Below are 16778 nucleotides of genomic sequence, written 5' to 3' on the forward strand. Positions count from 1 at the left end.
CCGACCGGCGGCTACTTCTCCGCCTTGGTCTTGTATCCGCGTCCCCACTGCAATCCCCACCCGAACAACCGATCGAGTTCGGCCTGGAACCCGTACACGAACTTCACCTCGCGTCGGACCCAGATCTCCCCCTTCACGTTCTCGATCATCACCACCGCGCAGGACCGGGCCTGCGGATGCCGCTCGTCGAGGCCGATCTCGATCCGGGGGCCGTTGCTCGGATACAGCGTGACGATCGCGTGCGTCCGGTCGAAGGCCGGCGTCTGGTCGTAGATGTACACGAAGACCAGCAGCCGCTTGATGCTCTCCCGGTGATCGAGGTTGACGTAGATCGTCTCCCCGGACGCGGACCCGAACCGGTCGTCGCCGCTGAGCTTCACGTACGGCGGTGAGTTGACGTCCCCGAGGAACCCGCCCAGCGGCTGGACGACGCCCTTCGTCCCGTCGGTCAGCTCGTACAGCGCTCCGAGGTCGAGGTCGACGTTGACCATGCTCTGGCTGTGCCCGAGCACCTCCGGCGGCTTGAGCGCCTTGAAGGGGTGCCGCAGCAGGCTCTCGCGCTGCGATCCTCCGATGTCGGACGTCCGCATCCGCCAGGTCAGGTTGATCCGCAGGTGCCCGGTCGCCGCGCCCTGCTTGGTGAGCGAGACCCGGTCGTGCCGCTTCGTCAGCTCGATCGAGTTCGACGACGCGCTGCCCGAGTCGAACTCGGCCGCCCGGCCACGCCACAGCCCGTCCAAGAAGCCCATTCCGCCCCCACGTCCCACTAAGCCCCGCGTCACTTGGCAAAACCGACGGGGCGGCCGGACGTCCGGCCGCCCCGTCGACAGCGTTCCTCAACCGCGGGGGTGTCACACCCCGGACGAGACCTCAGTCTTCTCGTCCGAGCCCTCCGCTTTTCCCTCCGCTGCCGCCAGCGCGCGGTTGCGGCGCACCGAGGACCAGAAGGAGGCGCCGATCAGGACGACACCGACCAGGCCGGTGACGATCTCGTTGATCTCGTACTGGATGGTGACCAGCAGGATCATGGCGAGCGCGCCGATCGCGTAGTGCGCGCCGTGCTCCAGGTAGACGTAGTCGTCCAGGGTGCCCTGACGGACCAGGTAGACGGTCAGCGACCGGACGTACATCGCGCCGATACCGAGGCCGAGCGCCATCAGGACGATGTCGTTGGTGATGGCGAAGGCGCCGATCACGCCGTCGAAGGAGAAGGACGCGTCCAGGACCTCGAGGTAGAGGAACATGAAGAAGGCGGCCTTGCCGGCCAGGGCGACGGCGGAGCGTGGCTTGCCGGTGCGCTCGGCCTCTTCCTCGGCCTCGTGCTCGCGCTCCTCCTCTTCTTCGAGCTTGTCCTCGAAGTAGCCGGAGAGACCGCCCACGATCATGTACGTGATCAGGCCGCCGATGCCGGAGAGCAGGACCGTCTCCGCCTTGTCGACGTGCGCGCCGCCGTGCTGGTGCGCGTTGGCCGCGAAGGTCAGGGCCGAGATCAGCAGGACGATGAGCGCGATGCAGACCGACAGCATGTCGACCTTGCCGAGCTTGGACAGCGGGCGCTCCAGCCAACCCAGCCACTTGATGTCCCGGTCCTCGAAGATGAAGTCCAGGAAGATCATCAGCAGGAACATGCCACCGAACGCGGCGATCGCCGGGTGGGCGTCGGTGACGAGCTGCTGGTACTGGTCCTTGTCGTTGAGCGCGAGGTCGACGGCCTCGATCGGGCCCAGCGAGGCGCTGATCGCGACGATCACGACGGGGAAGACCAGTCGCATACCGAAGACGGCGATCAGGATGCCGATGGTGAGGAAGATCTTCTGCCAGAAGGCATTCATCTTCTTCAGGATCCCGGCGTTGACCACCGCGTTGTCGAACGACAGCGAGATCTCGAGGACGGAGAGGATCGCCACGATACCGAGCGCGGTCCACCCCCCGAAGAGGACCGCTGCAACCAGGCCGAGCGCGGTGACCGCGAACGACCAGCCGAAGGTTTTCAGAACCACTGGCTACCCAATCCTGTGTGTACGGGGCTCCGCGCGCCGCACTCGGCTTTACGAAACTTTGAACCGAAGTCTAGTCGGCTCCTCTTCGTCCCCCACCGGGCCCCGGCTTTTGCTCATATCGCGTTATGAGACGTTGACCCCGAAGTCGAGTGCGATGCCCCGGAGTCCGGACGCGTACCCCTGTCCCACCGCCCGGAACTTCCACTCCCCCTGGTACCGGTAGACCTCGCCGAAGATCATGGCGGTCTCGGTGGAGGCGTCCTCGCTGAGGTCGTAGCGGGCGAGTTCCTGGCCGTCGGCCTGGTTCACCACGCGGATGAAGGCGTTGCTGACCTGGCCGAACGTCTGGGCGCGTTCGTCGGCCATGTGGATCGAGACCGGGAAGACGATCTTGTCGCAGTGGGCCGGCACCTTGGACAGGTCGATCAGCAGCGACTCGTCGTCGCCGTCGCCCTCGCCGGTGAGGTTGTCGCCGGTGTGCTCCACCGAGCCGTCCGGGCTCTTGAGCTGGTTGTAGAAGACGAACCACTCATCGCCCAGTACCCGGCCGCCGCTGCACACCAAGGCACTGGCGTCGAGGTCGAAGGGGGCTCCGGTGGTGGAGCGCGCGTCCCAGCCGAGCCCGACCATCACCTGAGTGAGGTTGGGTGCGGCCTTGGACAGGGAGACGTTTCCTCCCTTGGCGAGCGTGACGCCCATGATGCTGGTCCTCCCCGCGTGATGCTCTTCTTTGGTTGTCCTGCGCATCCGGCGCCGTACCCAAACGGTACGGCGCCGGACTCAGCCAGTGGCGTCCTGGACGGTGACGTCCGGACGGTGGCTCAGACGTTCACACCGAAGTCCTGCGCGATGCCGCGCAGGCCCGACGCGTAGCCCTGGCCGATGGCGCGGAACTTCCACTCCGCCCCGTGCCGGTACAGCTCGCCGAAGACCATCGCGGTCTCGGTGGACGCGTCCTCGCTGAGGTCGTAGCGCGCGATCTCGGCGCCGCCGGCCTGGTTCACGACGCGGATGAAGGCGTTGCGCACCTGGCCGAAGGACTGCTGACGGTTCTCGGCGTCGTAGATCGAGACCGGGAAGACGATCTTCTCCACGTCGGCCGGGACGCCCGCGAGGTTGACCTTGATCTGCTCGTCGTCGCCCTCGCCCTCACCGGTGAGGTTGTCGCCGGTGTGCTCGACCGAGCCGTCGGCGCTCTTCAGGTTGTTGAAGAACACGAAGTTGGCGTCACTGCCGACCTTGCCCGTGTTGTTCAGCAGCATCGCGCTGGCGTCGAGGTCGAAGTCCGTACCCGTGGTGGTGCGGACGTCCCATCCCAGACCGACGATGACCGCGGTCAGGCCGGGGGCCTCCTTGCTCAGTGATACGTTGCCGCCCTTGCTGAGGCTGACTCCCACGAGTCCTCCATTGGTGTCCAGGGGCGGGGAGCCCCGCCGTGCGTTTGATATCGGATCAACGACTCGATCCTAGTGACGGGTTCCCGTGGCTCGCAGGCCTTGGTGGCCAAGAATCCCGGGTGTCGGTCACCGGAGGGACCGGACGGGATCAGAGGGTGTCGAGTGCCTTCACGTACTCGCCGAGGTCACGCGCGTCCGGCAGGGCGTTGACGACGGTCCAGCGGACCACGCCCTCCTTGTCGATGACGAAGGTGCCGCGCACCGCGCAGCCCTTGTCCTCGGCGAAGACGCCGTAGGCGCGGCTGACCTCGCCGTGCGGCCAGAAGTCGCTGAGCAGCGGGTATTCGAGGCCCTCCTGCTCGGCGAAGACGCGCAGGGTGTGGATGGAGTCGTTGGAGACGGCGAGCACCTGCGTGTCGCGGTCGGCGAACTTCGGGAGGTTGTCGCGCACCTCGCACAGTTCGCCGGTGCACACGCCGGTGAAGGCGAAGGGGTAGAAGAGCAGGACGACGTTCTGCGAACCGCGGAAGTCCGAGAGCTTCACGGCGGCGCCGTGGTTGTCCTTGAGCTCGAAGTCGGGGGCCTTGTCGCCGACCTGGATCGCCATCGTCGAGGTTGTCCCTTCGGTGGGGGCTGTTCGGGTGGGACCCACCCTATGCAGCGACCACCCGGGCCCGCGCAGGAGGCCGGGCCGGGCTTCTCGGCCCGGCCCGGCACCGCCACCGGTGCTACTTCTTCGTCTTGGCGGCCTTGGGCGTCACCAGCCGGCTGCCGCTCCAGTCCTTGCCGACGCTGACGCTCTTGGACGCCGACAGACCCGCCGTGGTCGCGGCTTCAGAGATGTCGCTGGGCTCCACGTAGCCGTCACGGCCGGTCTTCGGCGTCAGCAACAGGATCGCGCCGCCCTCTTCGATGTACGTGGTGGCATCCACCAGCGCATCCGTCAGGTCGCCGTCATCGTCGCGGAACCACAGCACCGCGGCATCGGCGACGTCGTCGTAGTCCTCATCCACGAGTTCGGTGCCGGTGACTGACTCAATGGCCTCGCGGAGTTCCTGGTCTACGTCGTCGTCGTAGCCGATCTCCTGGACCACCTGCTCGGGCTGGAACCCCAGCCTCTCGGCAAGGGTCCGCTCCTCCGCGTGGTCCGCGGTCGCGCTCACGGGTTGCCTCCTGATCATGTTTTGGGAATGTCTCAGCCACGCGCGTGCGCGAAGCATTGGCCGTAGTCCACACGGGCGGGACGGATCGCGCAAGTACCCGGCCGTTCAGACCGCCGAAACGGTGACGATCCTGAACGTGTCACCGCAACTCCAGGCACACCCTCATGGTCTCAGGGTGACGCGCACCACACCAATCTGCCCCCTTTGTGCGTTTGGGAACCACCATGAGCGCTCCGCCGTTCTCCAAGCACCCGATTACCTAGCAGTAGAGATGACGTTTGGCCCCCTGAGGTACACGATGGGGAGCGGTGCAGACACTCAGAAACACGGCCCTCTGACAGGTAAGGAACAGCGTGGCTTCCGGATCCGATCGCAACCCGATCATCATTGGCGGCCTTCCGAGTCAGGTTCCTGACTTCGATCCCGAGGAAACCCAGGAGTGGCTCGACTCCCTCGACGCCGCGGTGGACGAGCGCGGCCGGGAGCGGGCCCGCTATCTGATGCTGCGGCTGATCGAGCGGGCCCGCGAGAAGCGCGTGGCCGTGCCCGAGATGCGCAGCACGGACTACGTCAACACGATCGCCACCAAGGACGAGCCGTTCTTCCCGGGCAACGAGGAGATCGAGCGCAAGATCCTCAACGCCACCCGGTGGAACGCCGCGGTGATGGTGTCCAGGGCCCAGCGCCCCGGCATCGGCGTCGGCGGCCACATCGCCACCTTCGCCTCCTCCGCCTCCCTCTACGACGTGGGCTTCAACCACTTCTTCCGCGGCAAGGAGGAGGGCGACGGCGGCGACCAGGTCTTCTTCCAGGGCCACGCCTCCCCGGGCATCTACGCGCGCGCGTTCCTGCTGGACCGCCTCAGCGAGCAGAACCTGGACGGGTTCCGCCAGGAGAAGTCGAAGGCGCCGTACGGCCTGTCGAGCTACCCGCACCCGCGGCTGATGCCGGACTTCTGGGAGTTCCCAACCGTGTCGATGGGCCTCGGCCCGATCGGCGCGATCTTCCAGGCGCGGATGAACCGCTACATGGAGGCGCGCGGTATCGCGGACACCTCCAAGTCGCATGTGTGGGCGTTCCTCGGCGACGGCGAGATGGACGAGCCGGAGTCGCTCGGCCAGCTGTCCATCGCCGCGCGCGAGGGCCTGGACAACCTGACCTTCGTGGTCAACTGCAACCTCCAGCGCCTGGACGGACCGGTGCGGGGCAACGGCAAGGTCATCCAGGAGCTGGAGTCGATCTTCCGCGGCGCCGGCTGGAACGTGGTCAAGCTGATCTGGGACCGCACCTGGGACCCGCTGCTCGCACAGGACCGCGACGGTCTGCTGGTCAACCGGATGAACACCACGCCGGACGGCCAGTTCCAGACGTACGCCACCGAGACCGGCGCCTACATCCGCGACCACTTCTTCGGCGACGACCAGCGGCTGCGCGCGATGGTCGAGGGCATGACCGACGACCAGATCCTGCACCTGGGCCGCGGCGGTCACGACCACAAGAAGATCTTCGCGGCGTTCTCGGCGGCCAAGGCGCACAAGGGCCAGCCGACGGTGATCCTCGCCAAGACGATCAAGGGCTGGACGCTCGGTCCCAACTTCGAGGGCCGCAACGCCACGCACCAGATGAAGAAGCTGACGGTCGACGACCTCAAGCGCTTCCGCGACCGGCTGCACCTGCCGATCGCCGACAAGGACCTGGAGAGCGGGCTCCCGCCGTACTACCACCCGGGGCGCGACTCCGAGGAGATCCAGTACATGCACGACCGCCGCAAGGGGCTCGGCGGTTACGTCCCGACGCGGGTGGTGCGCTCCCAGCCGCTGGCGCTGCCGGACGACAAGACGTACGCGACCGTGAAGAAGGGCTCGGGCCACCAGTCCATCGCGACGACCATGGCCTTTGTCCGGCTCCTCAAGGACCTGATGCGGGACAAGGAGATCGGCCGCCGCTTCGTACTGATCGCGCCGGACGAGTACCGCACCTTCGGCATGGACTCGTTCTTCCCGAGCGCGAAGATCTACAACCCGCTCGGCCAGCAGTACGAGGCGGTCGACCGCGATCTGCTGCTCGCCTACAAGGAGTCCCCGCAGGGCCAGATGCTGCACGACGGCATCTCCGAGGCGGGCTGCACGGCCTCGCTGATCGCGGCGGGTTCGGCGTACGCCACGCACGGCGAGCCGCTGATCCCGGTGTACGTCTTCTACTCGATGTTCGGTTTCCAGCGCACGGGCGACCAGTTCTGGCAGATGTCGGACCAGCTGGCGCGCGGTTTCGTACTGGGCGCGACCGCCGGCCGTACGACCCTGACCGGTGAGGGCCTCCAGCACGCGGACGGCCACTCGCAGCTGCTCGCCTCGACGAACCCGGGCTGTGTGGCCTACGACCCGGCGTACTCGTACGAGATCGCGCACATCGTGCAGGACGGACTGCGCCGGATGTACGGCGGTGACGCCGAGCACCCGCACGGCGAGGACGTCTTCTACTACCTCACCGTCTACAACGAGCCGATCCAGCACCCGGCCGAACCGGAGAACGTCGACGTCGAGGGCATCCTCAAGGGCGTCCACCGGCTCGGCGAGGGCCCGTCCGGGTCCATCCCGGCGCAGATCATCGCGTCCGGCGTGGCCGTCCCCTGGGCGGTCGAGGCGCAGAAGATCCTCGCCGAGGAGTGGAACGTCAAGGCGGACGTCTGGTCGGCGACCTCCTGGAACGAGCTGCGGCGCGAGGCCGTCGAGTGCGAGGAGCACAACCTGCTGCACCCGGAGGAGGAGCAGCGGGTGCCGTATGTGACGCGCAAGCTCAGCGGGGCCGAGGGGCCGTTCGTGGCCGTCTCCGACTGGATGCGGTCGGTGCCGGACCAGATCGCGCGCTGGGTGCCGGGGACGTACCAGTCGCTGGGCGCCGACGGCTTCGGCTTCGCGGACACCCGTGGCGCGGCCCGCCGGTTCTTCCACATCGACGCGCAGTCGATCGTGGTGGCGGTGCTGACCGAACTGGCCAAGGAGGGGAAGGTGGACCGGTCGGTGCTGAAGCAGGCGATCGACCACTACCAGCTGCTCGATGTGTCGGCGGCGGACCCGGGTGCCGCGGGCGGCGACGCGTAGCGCCGTCCGTCAACCGCTCGAAGGGGTGGTGTGCCCGTGGGTGACCTGCGGGCTACACCGCCCCTTCACATTTCCTACGATGCGCGCATGAAGCAAGCGGTGGCGCAACTGCGTTGGGAACGGCACACCCAACGGCCCCTGTTCGGTCTGGCCATGGCGTTCGCCGTGGCCTATGCGGTGCCGATCGTCCGGCCCGACGCGAGCCGCCGAGTGGTGGACGTGTGCCTCGCGGTGGAGTGGGTGGTGTGGGGGGCGTTCGCGCTGGACTACCTGGTCCGGCTCGCCCTCGCCGAGCGGCGCTGGGACTTCGTGCGGTCGCACTGGCTGGATCTGGGCGCGGTGCTGCTGCCGTTGATACAGCCGCTGCGGCTGCTGCGACTGGTCTCGACGCTGCTGCTGGTCGGGCAGCGGGCGCGGATGGCGTCCCAGATACGGCTCACGACCTATGTCGCGGGCGCCGTGGTGGGGCTGATGATGTTCGGCTCGCTGGCGGTGCTGTCCGTCGAACGGGACTCGCCGAACGGGAACATCAAGACGCTGGGTGACGCGGTGTGGTGGTCGTTCACGACCATGACGACCGTGGGGTACGGCGACCACGCGCCGACCACCGGGGTGGGGCGGATGCTCGCGGTGGGACTGATGCTGTCCGGGATCGCCCTGCTGGGTGTGGTGACCGCGAACATCGCCGCCTGGTTCATATCCCGGTTCGAGATGGACGACGTGGAGGAGCGACGCCAGACCGAGGCGATACGGGTCCTCACGGAGGAGGTCCGGGCGCTGCGGGCAGAGGTCGCTTCGCTGTCGCAGAGCACTGAGGCCGGCGAACGACAGCCTCGTTAGCCGGTGTTGCGCGGCCGATGTGAACGTGCCGCCCTCAGGGACGCGGGGAGGTGCGCGACCGGCCACGACACACTCGCGGCCGTCGGCGCACCCCCGCCCCCGAGCCTCCGCGCTACAACAGGCCCGCGCCAGGCGTCGCCCCCGCCAGCCAGATGAGGGCCAGCAGCGTGTCGATCGCGCCCAGCACCACGGCGATCAACGCCGGGGCGTGGCGGGCTCCGGACCAGGTACGGCCCATGGACAGCCAACCGCAGAAGATCGCCACCGGGCCGAGGATGATGCCCAGTACGAAGAAACCGGCGACCGCGCAGATGGCTCCGATGATCCCCAGTGTCGCGCTGTCCGGCCCGCTCCGGGACCACGTCCGGCCACGTGAACGGGGGTGCCTGCGCGTTCCGTGTGAGAAGCCCGCCATCGTCAACTCCCTCATTCGGCGTTCGACTTGGCGAGTACCCACGGTGCGCGACTCATGCCTGCGCGTCGGGCCCGGGGCGCGCTGACCCCCTCCGGCAGCGCGCCACAGGCCCTGGCTTGACCCACTGTGACCTGCGCGTCTGCCGGAGGGGAAGGATCTTCGGCGGAGTCACCCTGATAGGCGAACTCCGCCCGGTGTCCCGTCAGATGTGCGCCGCTCCCGCGCCCGCTTCCGCGTTCTCGCCCCGCTTGGTGAGGAACGCGACCGCGACGGCCACGAGAGCCACGCCCGCGGCGACGAGCGACGCGAGGGACATGCCCGAGATGAACGTGTCGTGCGCCACGTTCGTGATCTTCGCGGCGATGGCGTCCGGGGTGCCCGGCGCCACCGGCGGCACACCGACCTGGACCGCCTCGGAGGCCTGGGCCTCCTGGGCCGGGGTCAGCGCCGGGAGCCCGGCGTCCGCCCAGTTGCCGGCGAGGTCGCTGTCGACCTTGGAGGCCATGACGGCGCCCAGGACGGCCGTACCGAGGCTGCCGCCGATCTGCATCGCGGCCTGCTGGAGACCGCCGGCCACACCGGACAGCTCCATCGGCGCGTTGCCGACGATGACCTCGGTGGCGCCGACCATGACCGGTGCGAGGCCGAGGCCGAGCAGGGCGAACCAGACCGACATGATGCCGCTGCCGGTGTCCGTGGCGAGCGTGGACATGCCGTACATGGCGATCGCGGTGAGCGCCATGCCGCCGGCCAGCGGGACCCGCGGACCGAACTTGGTGATCATCGCGCCCGCGAGCGGGGAGCCGACGATCATCATGCCGGTGAGCGGCAGCAGGTGCAGGCCGGCGTCGATCGGGCTCATGCCGTGGACGTTCTGGAGGTAGAACGTCACGAAGAAGAGGCCGCCCATGAACGCGATGGCCATCAGGACCATCAGGACGACACCCGCGGACAGCGGGACCGAGCGGAACAGGGCCAGCGGGATCAGCGGCTCCCTGACCTTCGTCTCCCAGAAGGCGAAGAGTACGAAGCCGATCACCGAGGCGGCGATGAACGCCCAGGTCTTGCCGTCGCCCCAACCCCACTCCGGGGCCTTGATCAGGGCCCAGACCAGGCAGAACATCGCCGCCGACAGCAGGGCGATGCCCAGGATGTCGAAGGAGCGCGGGGCGTTCTCGGCGCGGTGGTCGAGCAGGATCAGCACGCCGAGGACGACGGCGAGGATGCCGACCGGCACGTTGATGAAGAACACCGACTGCCAGTTGACGTGCTCGACGAGGACACCGCCGAGGATCGGGCCGCCGGCGGTCGAGGCGCCGATGACCATGCCCCAGATGCCGATGGCCATGTTGAGCTTCTCGGCCGGGAAGGTCGCGCGCAGCAGGCCGAGCGCGGCCGGCATCAGCAGCGCGCCGAACAGGCCCTGGAAGACGCGGAAGGTGACGACGGCGCCGATGCTGCTGGACAGGCCGATCGCACCGGAGGCGGCGGCGAAGCCGATCACGCCGATCAGGAAGGTCTGGCGGTGCCCGAACCGGTCGCCGAGCTTGCCGGCGGTGATGAGGGAGACCGCGAGAGCGAGGAAGTAGCCGTTGGTGATCCACTGGACCTCGGCGAAGGTGGCGCCGAGATCCTTCTGGATGGCCGGGTTGGCGATGGCCACGATGGTGCCGTCGAGGGCCACCATCATGACCCCGACCGCGACGGTGATGAGGGTGAACCAAGGATGGCCGCGCAGCCCCTTGGCCGGTGTCGCGTCCGACGGGACTACCGGCGCGCCGCCCCCCGACCCCGTCTTGTCGATGGTGGTCTGACTAGTCATACTTCCGAGGCTAATGACAGCCGCTGACAATTGACAAACCAATTCACAAGTCGGTAACTGACACGTATGGAAACACTGCGCGAACGCAAGAAACAGCGCACCCGGGACGCGCTGCTGCGAACCGCGCTGGAGCTCTTCACCACCCAGGGCTATGAGCGCACCACCGTCGACGACATCGCCGAGGCGGTCGACGTCTCGCAGCGCACCTTCTTCCGCTACTTCGCCGGCAAGGAGGAGGCCGCGCTCGCGGTCGAGGACATGACGGTGGCGCACTTCGTGGAGACGGTGCGCGGGCGCCCACGGCACGAGGCGCCGATGGAGGCGCTGCGCCAGGCCGTGCTGGAGGGCTGGGACACGCTGAACGACGTGATCGAGTCCGTCGTACCGGTCGAGCTGTATCTGCGCATGTACCAGGTGGTCGAGTCGACGCCGGTGCTGCTCGCCGCACATCTGCGCAAGTCCGTGGAGATCGAGGAGACCATCGCGCGCATCCTCGCCGAGCGCGAGGGAGTCGATCTGGACACCGATCCCCGACCGCGCCTCGCGGTGGCGGTGTTCGGCGGTGTGATGCGGCTGACGGAGCGTCAGTGGAGCACCGGGGAGGACTTCAGCCTCGACGCGATGCGGGCACTGACGGTCTCGTATCTCGAGCAGGTGGGCCCCGCACTCAGCGAGAGCTGGCGAACACACTGAGGTCATCGACGTGTTCGCACCGTCGTGATCGAAACGTGATACCTGTCACTTGGTTAACGCGAGACCCTCTCGTTCTCCTAGTGTGTCCTCCCAGTGACTTCCTTCGACACCTCCCCGCAATTGAACGTGTGGCGCGCGCTGCTCGCGCTGGCCGTGGTGTTCGTGATGCTGGCGACCACCGGCTGGACCGCCCTGCGTCACCACCGCGCCGCCGCACCGCTCCAGGCATCCGTCAGCGCCTGGGAGCGCGGCAGCATCGCCGGACACCGGCTGCCGGCCGCCGACTCCTCCCCCGCACGGCTCGCCCGGTTCTTCGCCACGCTCAGCGAACACCAGCGCAGCTCCCTCGCCCACCGCTACTCGCTCGCGGTCGGCAACATGAACGGCGCCCCGGTCGAGCTGCGCTACCGCGCCAACCGCATCGCCCTCGACGAGGCACGCGAGGTCGAGCGCAAACGCATGCACGACAGCGGGCTCACCCCCGACGGGCAGCGTGAGGCGGGCCGCCGGATGCATCGCTTCGAGGCGATGATGCACCCGGACCGGCACATCCTCGCCTTCGACCCGGAGGGCTCGGGGCGGGCCGCCGAGGTGTTCGGAGATCTGACCAGGGCCCAGCGGATCTCGGTCGTCGTCCCCGGCGTCGACACCGACCTGCTCACCTTCCAGCGCACCAGCCGCAAGTACTCGGCGCCGGTCGGCATGGCCCAGTCGCTGTACGCGGCGGAGCGCGAGGCCGGGCCCTCGACGCGTACGGCCGTGATCGCCTGGGCCGACTACACCTCGCCGAAGGGGCTCGGCATCGACTCGGCGACCGGGTTGCGGGCCGCGAACGGCGCCGTACGGCTGAACAAGCTGGTGCGGGCCCTGCCCGGCGGCGCGCCGGTCTCCCTGTTCTGCCACAGCTACGGCTCGGTGCTGTGCGGTCTGGCCGCGCCCCGGCTGCCGGAGCGGGTGGCCGACATCGCGGTGGCCGGCAGCCCCGGAATGCGCGTGGCGAAGGCCTCCCACCTGCGCACCTCCGCGCATGTGTGGGCGATGCGGGACGCGGACGACTGGGTGCAGGACGTGCCGCACCTGGAGCTCGGCGGGCTGGGTCACGGCGAGGACCCGGTGTCGTCGGTGTTCGGGGCGCGGGTGCTCTCGGCGCGGGAGGCGAAGGGGCACGGCGGCTACTTCGAACCGGGCACGGACAGCGTGGCGAACTTCGCCGAGATCGGGGTCGGCGCGTACGAGTCGGTGCGGTGTGCTGACGATACCGAGGGCTGCCGGGCGGATTTGTCCGACGGCTCGTCGGCCGGACGCGCGTAGAAGCGTAGGAATTGCGGGGTGCGCGGGATGGCGACGGAGGAGCACGTGCCGCATACGATGAGCCGCATGGGTGACGTACTGGCCGGTTTTCATGCCGCCTGGGAGTTCGAGTCCGACTCCGTGCTCATCCGTTACGAACGGGGGATTCGACCACCCAAGCTCTTCCAGGCTCTCGGGGAGCGCCGCATCCCGTTGGCGGCGATCGCCGGGGTGTCGCTGACGCAGGGCAAGCGCGGGACCGTCGTCCTGCGCCTCGAACTGCGGCCCGGTGCGGATCCGCTGATGGACGCGGCGGCCGGGCAGCTGAAGGAGGGCGGCGATCCGTACCGGCTGGTGCTGCCCGCGGAGCGCGAGACGCTGGCCGAGTACTACGCCGACGAGCTGCGGGCGCTGTTGACGGAGTCGGGGCCGTCCGAGGACTTCCTTGTGAGCGCCCCGGATGTGCCGTTGCAGTTCAAGGCGTATGACGCGAAGGCCTCCTTCGACGGCAACACCGTCCGTTTTAGATGGTTTTGGACCGGTGCGTCCTCGGCGAAGTGGAAGGCCGGGGACCAGAGCTTTCCGGTGGCCGAGCTCAGTGGTGTCGAGTGGCGGTCACCCGAGGTGTTCGAGGGGCATCTACGGCTGGTGCGGCGGGACTCCGCCGACACGCAGCCCGCGCAGCCGGATGTGGATCCGGCGTCCGTGGTGTTCGGGCTCGGGTACGGGCCGGTGCACGAGTCGTTGCCGTTCGCCGCGGCCGTGCTCTGCGCCGTGCGCAGGAGCGGGCCGGTCGCCGCGGTGCCGGCCGGCGCGCCGAGGCGCGACCCGGCCGACATCGCGGAGCGGATCCGTCATCTCGGGGAGCTGCACGAGGCGGGGCTGGTGACGGACGAGGAGTTCTCGTCCAAGAAGGCGGAGTTGCTGGCGGAGCTCTAGGGCCTGTCGTTTGGATCAGGCCGGCTGAGAGGGACTGCGCCTCTCGGTCGACCCGAGCGGGGTCTGGTGCGTGCAGCTGCAAGGCGGAGGAGGGAGTCGACGCAGAGCGTCGGCGAGTGACGACAACGCGGCAGATGTGCGTGCCAGACCCCGCGACGCCGGCATGATCCAAACGACAGGTCCTAGGGCCGGTCGGACCCCGCTCGCCCGCGAAAGCCGGCCGCCGTCACTCCCTGCCCGCGGAGGCCAAGGACATGTCCGCGTAGCGGGTGCCGGACACCTTCCCCGCGATCGGCTCCAGCAGCGCCAGTTCGTCCTCGCTCAGCACGATCCGCGTCGCCGCCACGTTCTCCTCCACCCGCGAGGGCCGGCGCGTGCCCGGGATCGGGACGATCGGCAGGTGGTGCACCGATGCCCGCTGCTGCACCCACGCCAGCGCGATCTGACCGAGCGTCGCCCCGTGGGACTCGGCCACCTCACGGATCGGGTCCAGCAGGGCCGCGTTCGCCTCCGCGTTCTCGCCCCGGTAGCGGGGCTGCTGGCGGCGGAAGTCGTCGCTCGTCAGGTCCTCGGCCCTGGCGAAGGAACCGGTGAGGAAGCCTCGGCCCAGCGGGGAGTACGGGACCAGGGTGACGCCCAGGTCGCGGGCCGCCGGGACCACGTTCGCCTCGATGTCACGGCTGAACAGGGACCACTCCGACTGCACGGCCGCGATCGGGTGGACGGCGTGGGCGTCCCGCAGTTCGCGTGCCGTCACCTCGCTCAGGCCCAGGTGCCTGACCTTGCCCTCACGGACCAGCTCGGCCATGACGCCGGCGGTCTCCTCGATGGGGACGTTCACGTCCCGGCGGTGCATGTAGTAGAGGTCGATCGCCTCGACGTCCAGGCGCTTGAGGCTCGCCTCGACGCACTGGCGGATGTAGGGGGTGTCGTTGCGGATGATCCGCTTCGTCGGGTCGTCCGGGTGGATCGCCAGTCCGAACTTGCTGGCAACGACGACCTCGTCGCGGTGCGCCCGGAAGAACGGGGCGAGGAACCTCTCGTTCTCGCCCGCGCCGTAGGCGTCGGCCGTGTCGTACAGCGTGACGCCCAGCTCCAGGGCCCGCTCCAGGGTCGCCCTGGACGCGTCCGCGTCCGAGGGGCCGTACCCGAAGCTCATGCCCATGCAGCCCAGGCCCTGGACGCCGACCTCGGGTCCGGCGGCGCCCAGTCGTGCGGTCGTGATCCTGCTGTCCGTCATCCGGCCTGCTCCGCCTTCTCCCGCTCGTACAGACGCCCGGCGTCCGCGTAGAAACTGATCTTCCGGTCGAGCACCGCCAGCGTGTCCTGGAGCTCGGCGATCCGCGCGAGGACGTCGCGGCGGGTCGCCTCCAGCAGCTCGAAGCGGTCACCGAAGGTGTGGTCGCCCTCGCGCACCAGCTCGGCGTACCGGACCATGTCGGCGACCGGCATACCGGTCAGCCGGAGCTTGCCGACGAGGTCGAGCCAGTCCAGGTCGCGGTTGCTGTAGCGGCGCTGGCCGGTGTGCGAGCGGTCGATGTGCGGCATCAGGCCGATCCGCTCGTACCAGCGCAGGGTGTGGGCCGTCAGGCCGGTGAAGGCGACGACCTCGCTGATCGTGTAACTGTCCTGGCCTTCCGGCCGCCGGTGGGGATGCGGCGGGGCGGCACAGCTGTCGGTCCTGGTGCTCGTGGTCTCCATCACCGTCATGCCCTCAACGCTATGACCTTGGAGTGCGCTCCAAGCAAGCGGAAACGGTAAGAAAATCGCGGGACACGACGTGATCGCCGTGGCTAGCGTGCCGGGCATGAGTCTCGTACGCCGTGCCCTGCCCGAGGACGCCGCCGAAGTGCTGCGGCTGCGTCAAGTGATGATCGACTCGCTGGCCGAGACGGCAGGCTCGACGGAGTGGCACCGGGAGTCGCTGCCGACGCTGCGGGCCAGGCTCGCCGAGCCCGGGAGCGACTTCGCGGCGTTCGTCGTCGATCACCCCGAGCGGCCGGGGACGCTCGCCGCGCTGGTGGCGGGCACGCTGGAGTACCGGATCGGGCGGGCCGGCCATCCGCACGGGATGATCGGGTACGTCTTCAGCGTCGCCACAGACCCGGACGCCCGGCGCCGCGGGTACGCGCGCGCGTGCATGGAGGAGCTGCTGGCCTGGTGCCGCGAGCGGGGTGCCAGTCACGTCATGCTCACCGCGTCCCCCGACGCCGAGCCGATGTACACGGCCCTCGGCTTCACCCGGGACACGGACCCCTCGATGCGGCTGTACTTGTGAGCGACATAGGCTCGACGGCATGTCGCTGAGCAGCCTCGCACTGATCGAGAACTGGCCCGTCCCCACCGCCGCCGCCGGTGTCGTACGGGCGGACGGCACGGTCCTGGGCACGCACGGCCCCGTCACGCACCGCTTCCCGCTCGCCTCGGTCACCAAGCCGCTGGCCGCCTACGCCGTGCTCGTCGCCTATGAGGAGGGCGCGGTCGAGCTGGACGAGCCGGCCGGGCCGGAGGGCTCGACGGTACGGCATCTGCTCGCGCACACCTCGGGACTGGCCTTCGACGAGCACCGGGTGACCGCCCCGCCCGGGGAGCGGCGGCTGTACTCCAACGCCGGGTTCGAGCAGCTCGGCGACCATGTGGCCAAGGCGACGGAGATCCCGTTCGCGGAGTATCTGCGGCAGGCCGTGCTGGAGCCGCTGGGCATGACGGCCACGTCGCTGGAGGGCTCGCCGGCGAAGGACGGGGTGTCGACGGTCCAGGACCTGCTGCGGTTCGCGGCGGAGGTGCAGGCACCCCGGCTGCTGGACCCGCGCACGGTCGCCGCCGCGATGACCGTGCAGTACCCGGGGACGAAGGGCGTGCTGCCGGGGTACGGACACCAGAACCCGAACGACTGGGGGCTCGGCTTCGAGATCCGCGACGGCAAGTCCCCGCACTGGACGGGCTCGGCGTCCTCGCCGCGCACCTTCGGGCACTTCGGCCAGTCGGGTACGTTCCTGTGGACCGACCCCGACGCCCGCGCGGCCTGCGTCGCCCTGACCGACCGGGCGTTCGGGCCATGGGCCGTCGAGGCGTGGCCGGCCTTCACGGACGCAGTGCTCGCCCGGCTGTAGCCGCG

General features: G+C 69.0%; 17 protein-coding genes. 7 read left to right on the forward strand and 10 right to left on the reverse strand.

All coding sequences use genetic code 11. The features are described 5' to 3' along the window. Positions 1 to 11: 11 nt before the first annotated feature. The 6 genes from ACIQWG_RS09565 to ACIQWG_RS09590 all read right to left on the reverse strand — a co-directional run bounded on the left by ACIQWG_RS09565 (position 12) and on the right by ACIQWG_RS09590 (position 4560). Positions 12 to 749 (reverse strand): Tellurium resistance, encoded by a 738-nt coding sequence (locus tag ACIQWG_RS09565; RefSeq protein ID WP_404092512.1) that lies wholly within the window; start codon positions 747 to 749, stop codon positions 12 to 14. Positions 750 to 851: 102 nt separating this feature from the next. After that, on the reverse strand, positions 852 to 2000 hold the full coding sequence (locus tag ACIQWG_RS09570; protein WP_404092515.1) for a DUF475 domain-containing protein: 1149 nt from the start codon (positions 1998 to 2000) through the stop codon (positions 852 to 854). Positions 2001 to 2123: 123 nt separating this feature from the next. After that, complete coding sequence (locus ACIQWG_RS09575) at positions 2124 to 2699, reverse strand: TerD family protein (protein ID WP_404092518.1); 576 nt, start codon at positions 2697 to 2699, stop codon at positions 2124 to 2126. A 122-nt stretch (positions 2700 to 2821) separates the two neighbouring features. Continuing rightward, entirely contained in the window at positions 2822 to 3397 is a 576-nt protein-coding gene (locus ACIQWG_RS09580; RefSeq protein WP_383409892.1) for a TerD family protein, read from the reverse strand. A gap of 148 nt (positions 3398 to 3545) precedes the next feature. Beyond that, positions 3546 to 4004, reverse strand: coding sequence for a peroxiredoxin (locus tag ACIQWG_RS09585; RefSeq protein WP_404092520.1), 459 nt, complete (start codon positions 4002 to 4004; stop codon positions 3546 to 3548). A 121-nt stretch (positions 4005 to 4125) separates the two neighbouring features. Next, positions 4126 to 4560: a DUF3052 domain-containing protein gene (locus ACIQWG_RS09590; protein ID WP_404092522.1), complete on the reverse strand. Its 435-nt coding sequence runs from the start codon at positions 4558 to 4560 to the stop codon at positions 4126 to 4128. A 353-nt stretch (positions 4561 to 4913) separates the two neighbouring features. On the opposite strand from ACIQWG_RS09590, the gene aceE reads away from it, so the two are divergent. Together aceE and ACIQWG_RS09600 are read left to right on the forward strand one after the other, a co-directional pair. Beyond that, the gene (aceE, locus tag ACIQWG_RS09595) at positions 4914 to 7661 is read left to right on the forward strand and encodes a pyruvate dehydrogenase (acetyl-transferring), homodimeric type (RefSeq protein WP_404092525.1); all 2748 of its coding nucleotides are present in this window, start codon (positions 4914 to 4916) and stop codon (positions 7659 to 7661) included. 87 nt (positions 7662 to 7748) lie between these two features. Beyond that, on the forward strand, positions 7749 to 8501 hold the full coding sequence (locus ACIQWG_RS09600; RefSeq protein WP_404092528.1) for a potassium channel family protein: 753 nt from the start codon (positions 7749 to 7751) through the stop codon (positions 8499 to 8501). A 112-nt stretch (positions 8502 to 8613) separates the two neighbouring features. Here the strand turns inward: ACIQWG_RS09600 and ACIQWG_RS09605 are convergent, their stop codons facing one another. Together ACIQWG_RS09605 and ACIQWG_RS09610 are read right to left on the reverse strand one after the other, a co-directional pair. Further along, the gene (locus tag ACIQWG_RS09605) at positions 8614 to 8916 is read right to left on the reverse strand and encodes a small hydrophobic protein (RefSeq protein ID WP_404092529.1); all 303 of its coding nucleotides are present in this window, start codon (positions 8914 to 8916) and stop codon (positions 8614 to 8616) included. A 202-nt stretch (positions 8917 to 9118) separates the two neighbouring features. Further along, positions 9119 to 10738 carry an MFS transporter gene (locus ACIQWG_RS09610; RefSeq protein ID WP_404092531.1) on the reverse strand — a complete coding sequence of 540 codons (1620 nt, stop codon included), beginning with the start codon at positions 10736 to 10738 and terminating at the stop codon, positions 9119 to 9121. A 66-nt stretch (positions 10739 to 10804) separates the two neighbouring features. Between ACIQWG_RS09610 and ACIQWG_RS09615 the strand changes: the two genes are divergently transcribed. From ACIQWG_RS09615 to ACIQWG_RS09625, 3 genes are all read left to right on the forward strand, one after another. Then, positions 10805 to 11431: a TetR family transcriptional regulator gene (locus ACIQWG_RS09615; protein WP_404092534.1), complete on the forward strand. Its 627-nt coding sequence runs from the start codon at positions 10805 to 10807 to the stop codon at positions 11429 to 11431. A 93-nt stretch (positions 11432 to 11524) separates the two neighbouring features. Further along, positions 11525 to 12742, forward strand: a complete 1218-nt coding sequence (locus ACIQWG_RS09620; RefSeq protein ID WP_404092536.1) for an alpha/beta hydrolase — start codon at positions 11525 to 11527, stop codon at positions 12740 to 12742. A 57-nt stretch (positions 12743 to 12799) separates the two neighbouring features. Next, the gene (locus ACIQWG_RS09625; protein WP_404093527.1) at positions 12800 to 13660 is read left to right on the forward strand and encodes a DUF4429 domain-containing protein; all 861 of its coding nucleotides are present in this window, start codon (positions 12800 to 12802) and stop codon (positions 13658 to 13660) included. A gap of 226 nt (positions 13661 to 13886) precedes the next feature. Here ACIQWG_RS09625 and ACIQWG_RS09630 read toward each other — a convergent pair whose 3' ends face one another. Both ACIQWG_RS09630 and ACIQWG_RS09635 read right to left on the reverse strand, forming a co-directional pair. Beyond that, positions 13887 to 14900 carry an aldo/keto reductase gene (locus tag ACIQWG_RS09630; RefSeq protein WP_404092538.1) on the reverse strand — a complete coding sequence of 338 codons (1014 nt, stop codon included), beginning with the start codon at positions 14898 to 14900 and terminating at the stop codon, positions 13887 to 13889. Next, positions 14897 to 15370 carry a MerR family transcriptional regulator gene (locus tag ACIQWG_RS09635; protein WP_404092540.1) on the reverse strand — a complete coding sequence of 158 codons (474 nt, stop codon included), beginning with the start codon at positions 15368 to 15370 and terminating at the stop codon, positions 14897 to 14899. The genes ACIQWG_RS09630 and ACIQWG_RS09635 overlap by 4 nt, the downstream gene beginning before the upstream one ends. Before the next feature lie 97 nt (positions 15371 to 15467). Here ACIQWG_RS09635 and ACIQWG_RS09640 point away from each other — a divergent pair, with 97 nt between their 5' ends. Together ACIQWG_RS09640 and ACIQWG_RS09645 are read left to right on the forward strand one after the other, a co-directional pair. Further along, positions 15468 to 15938 (forward strand): GNAT family N-acetyltransferase, encoded by a 471-nt coding sequence (locus tag ACIQWG_RS09640; RefSeq protein ID WP_404092543.1) that lies wholly within the window; start codon positions 15468 to 15470, stop codon positions 15936 to 15938. A 19-nt stretch (positions 15939 to 15957) separates the two neighbouring features. Beyond that, positions 15958 to 16773: a serine hydrolase domain-containing protein gene (locus tag ACIQWG_RS09645; RefSeq protein WP_404092545.1), complete on the forward strand. Its 816-nt coding sequence runs from the start codon at positions 15958 to 15960 to the stop codon at positions 16771 to 16773. Positions 16774 to 16778 lie beyond the last annotated feature (5 nt).

The sequence above is a fragment of the Streptomyces sp. NPDC098781 genome (assembly GCF_044759995.1).
Lineage (GTDB): Bacteria > Actinomycetota > Actinomycetes > Streptomycetales > Streptomycetaceae > Streptomyces.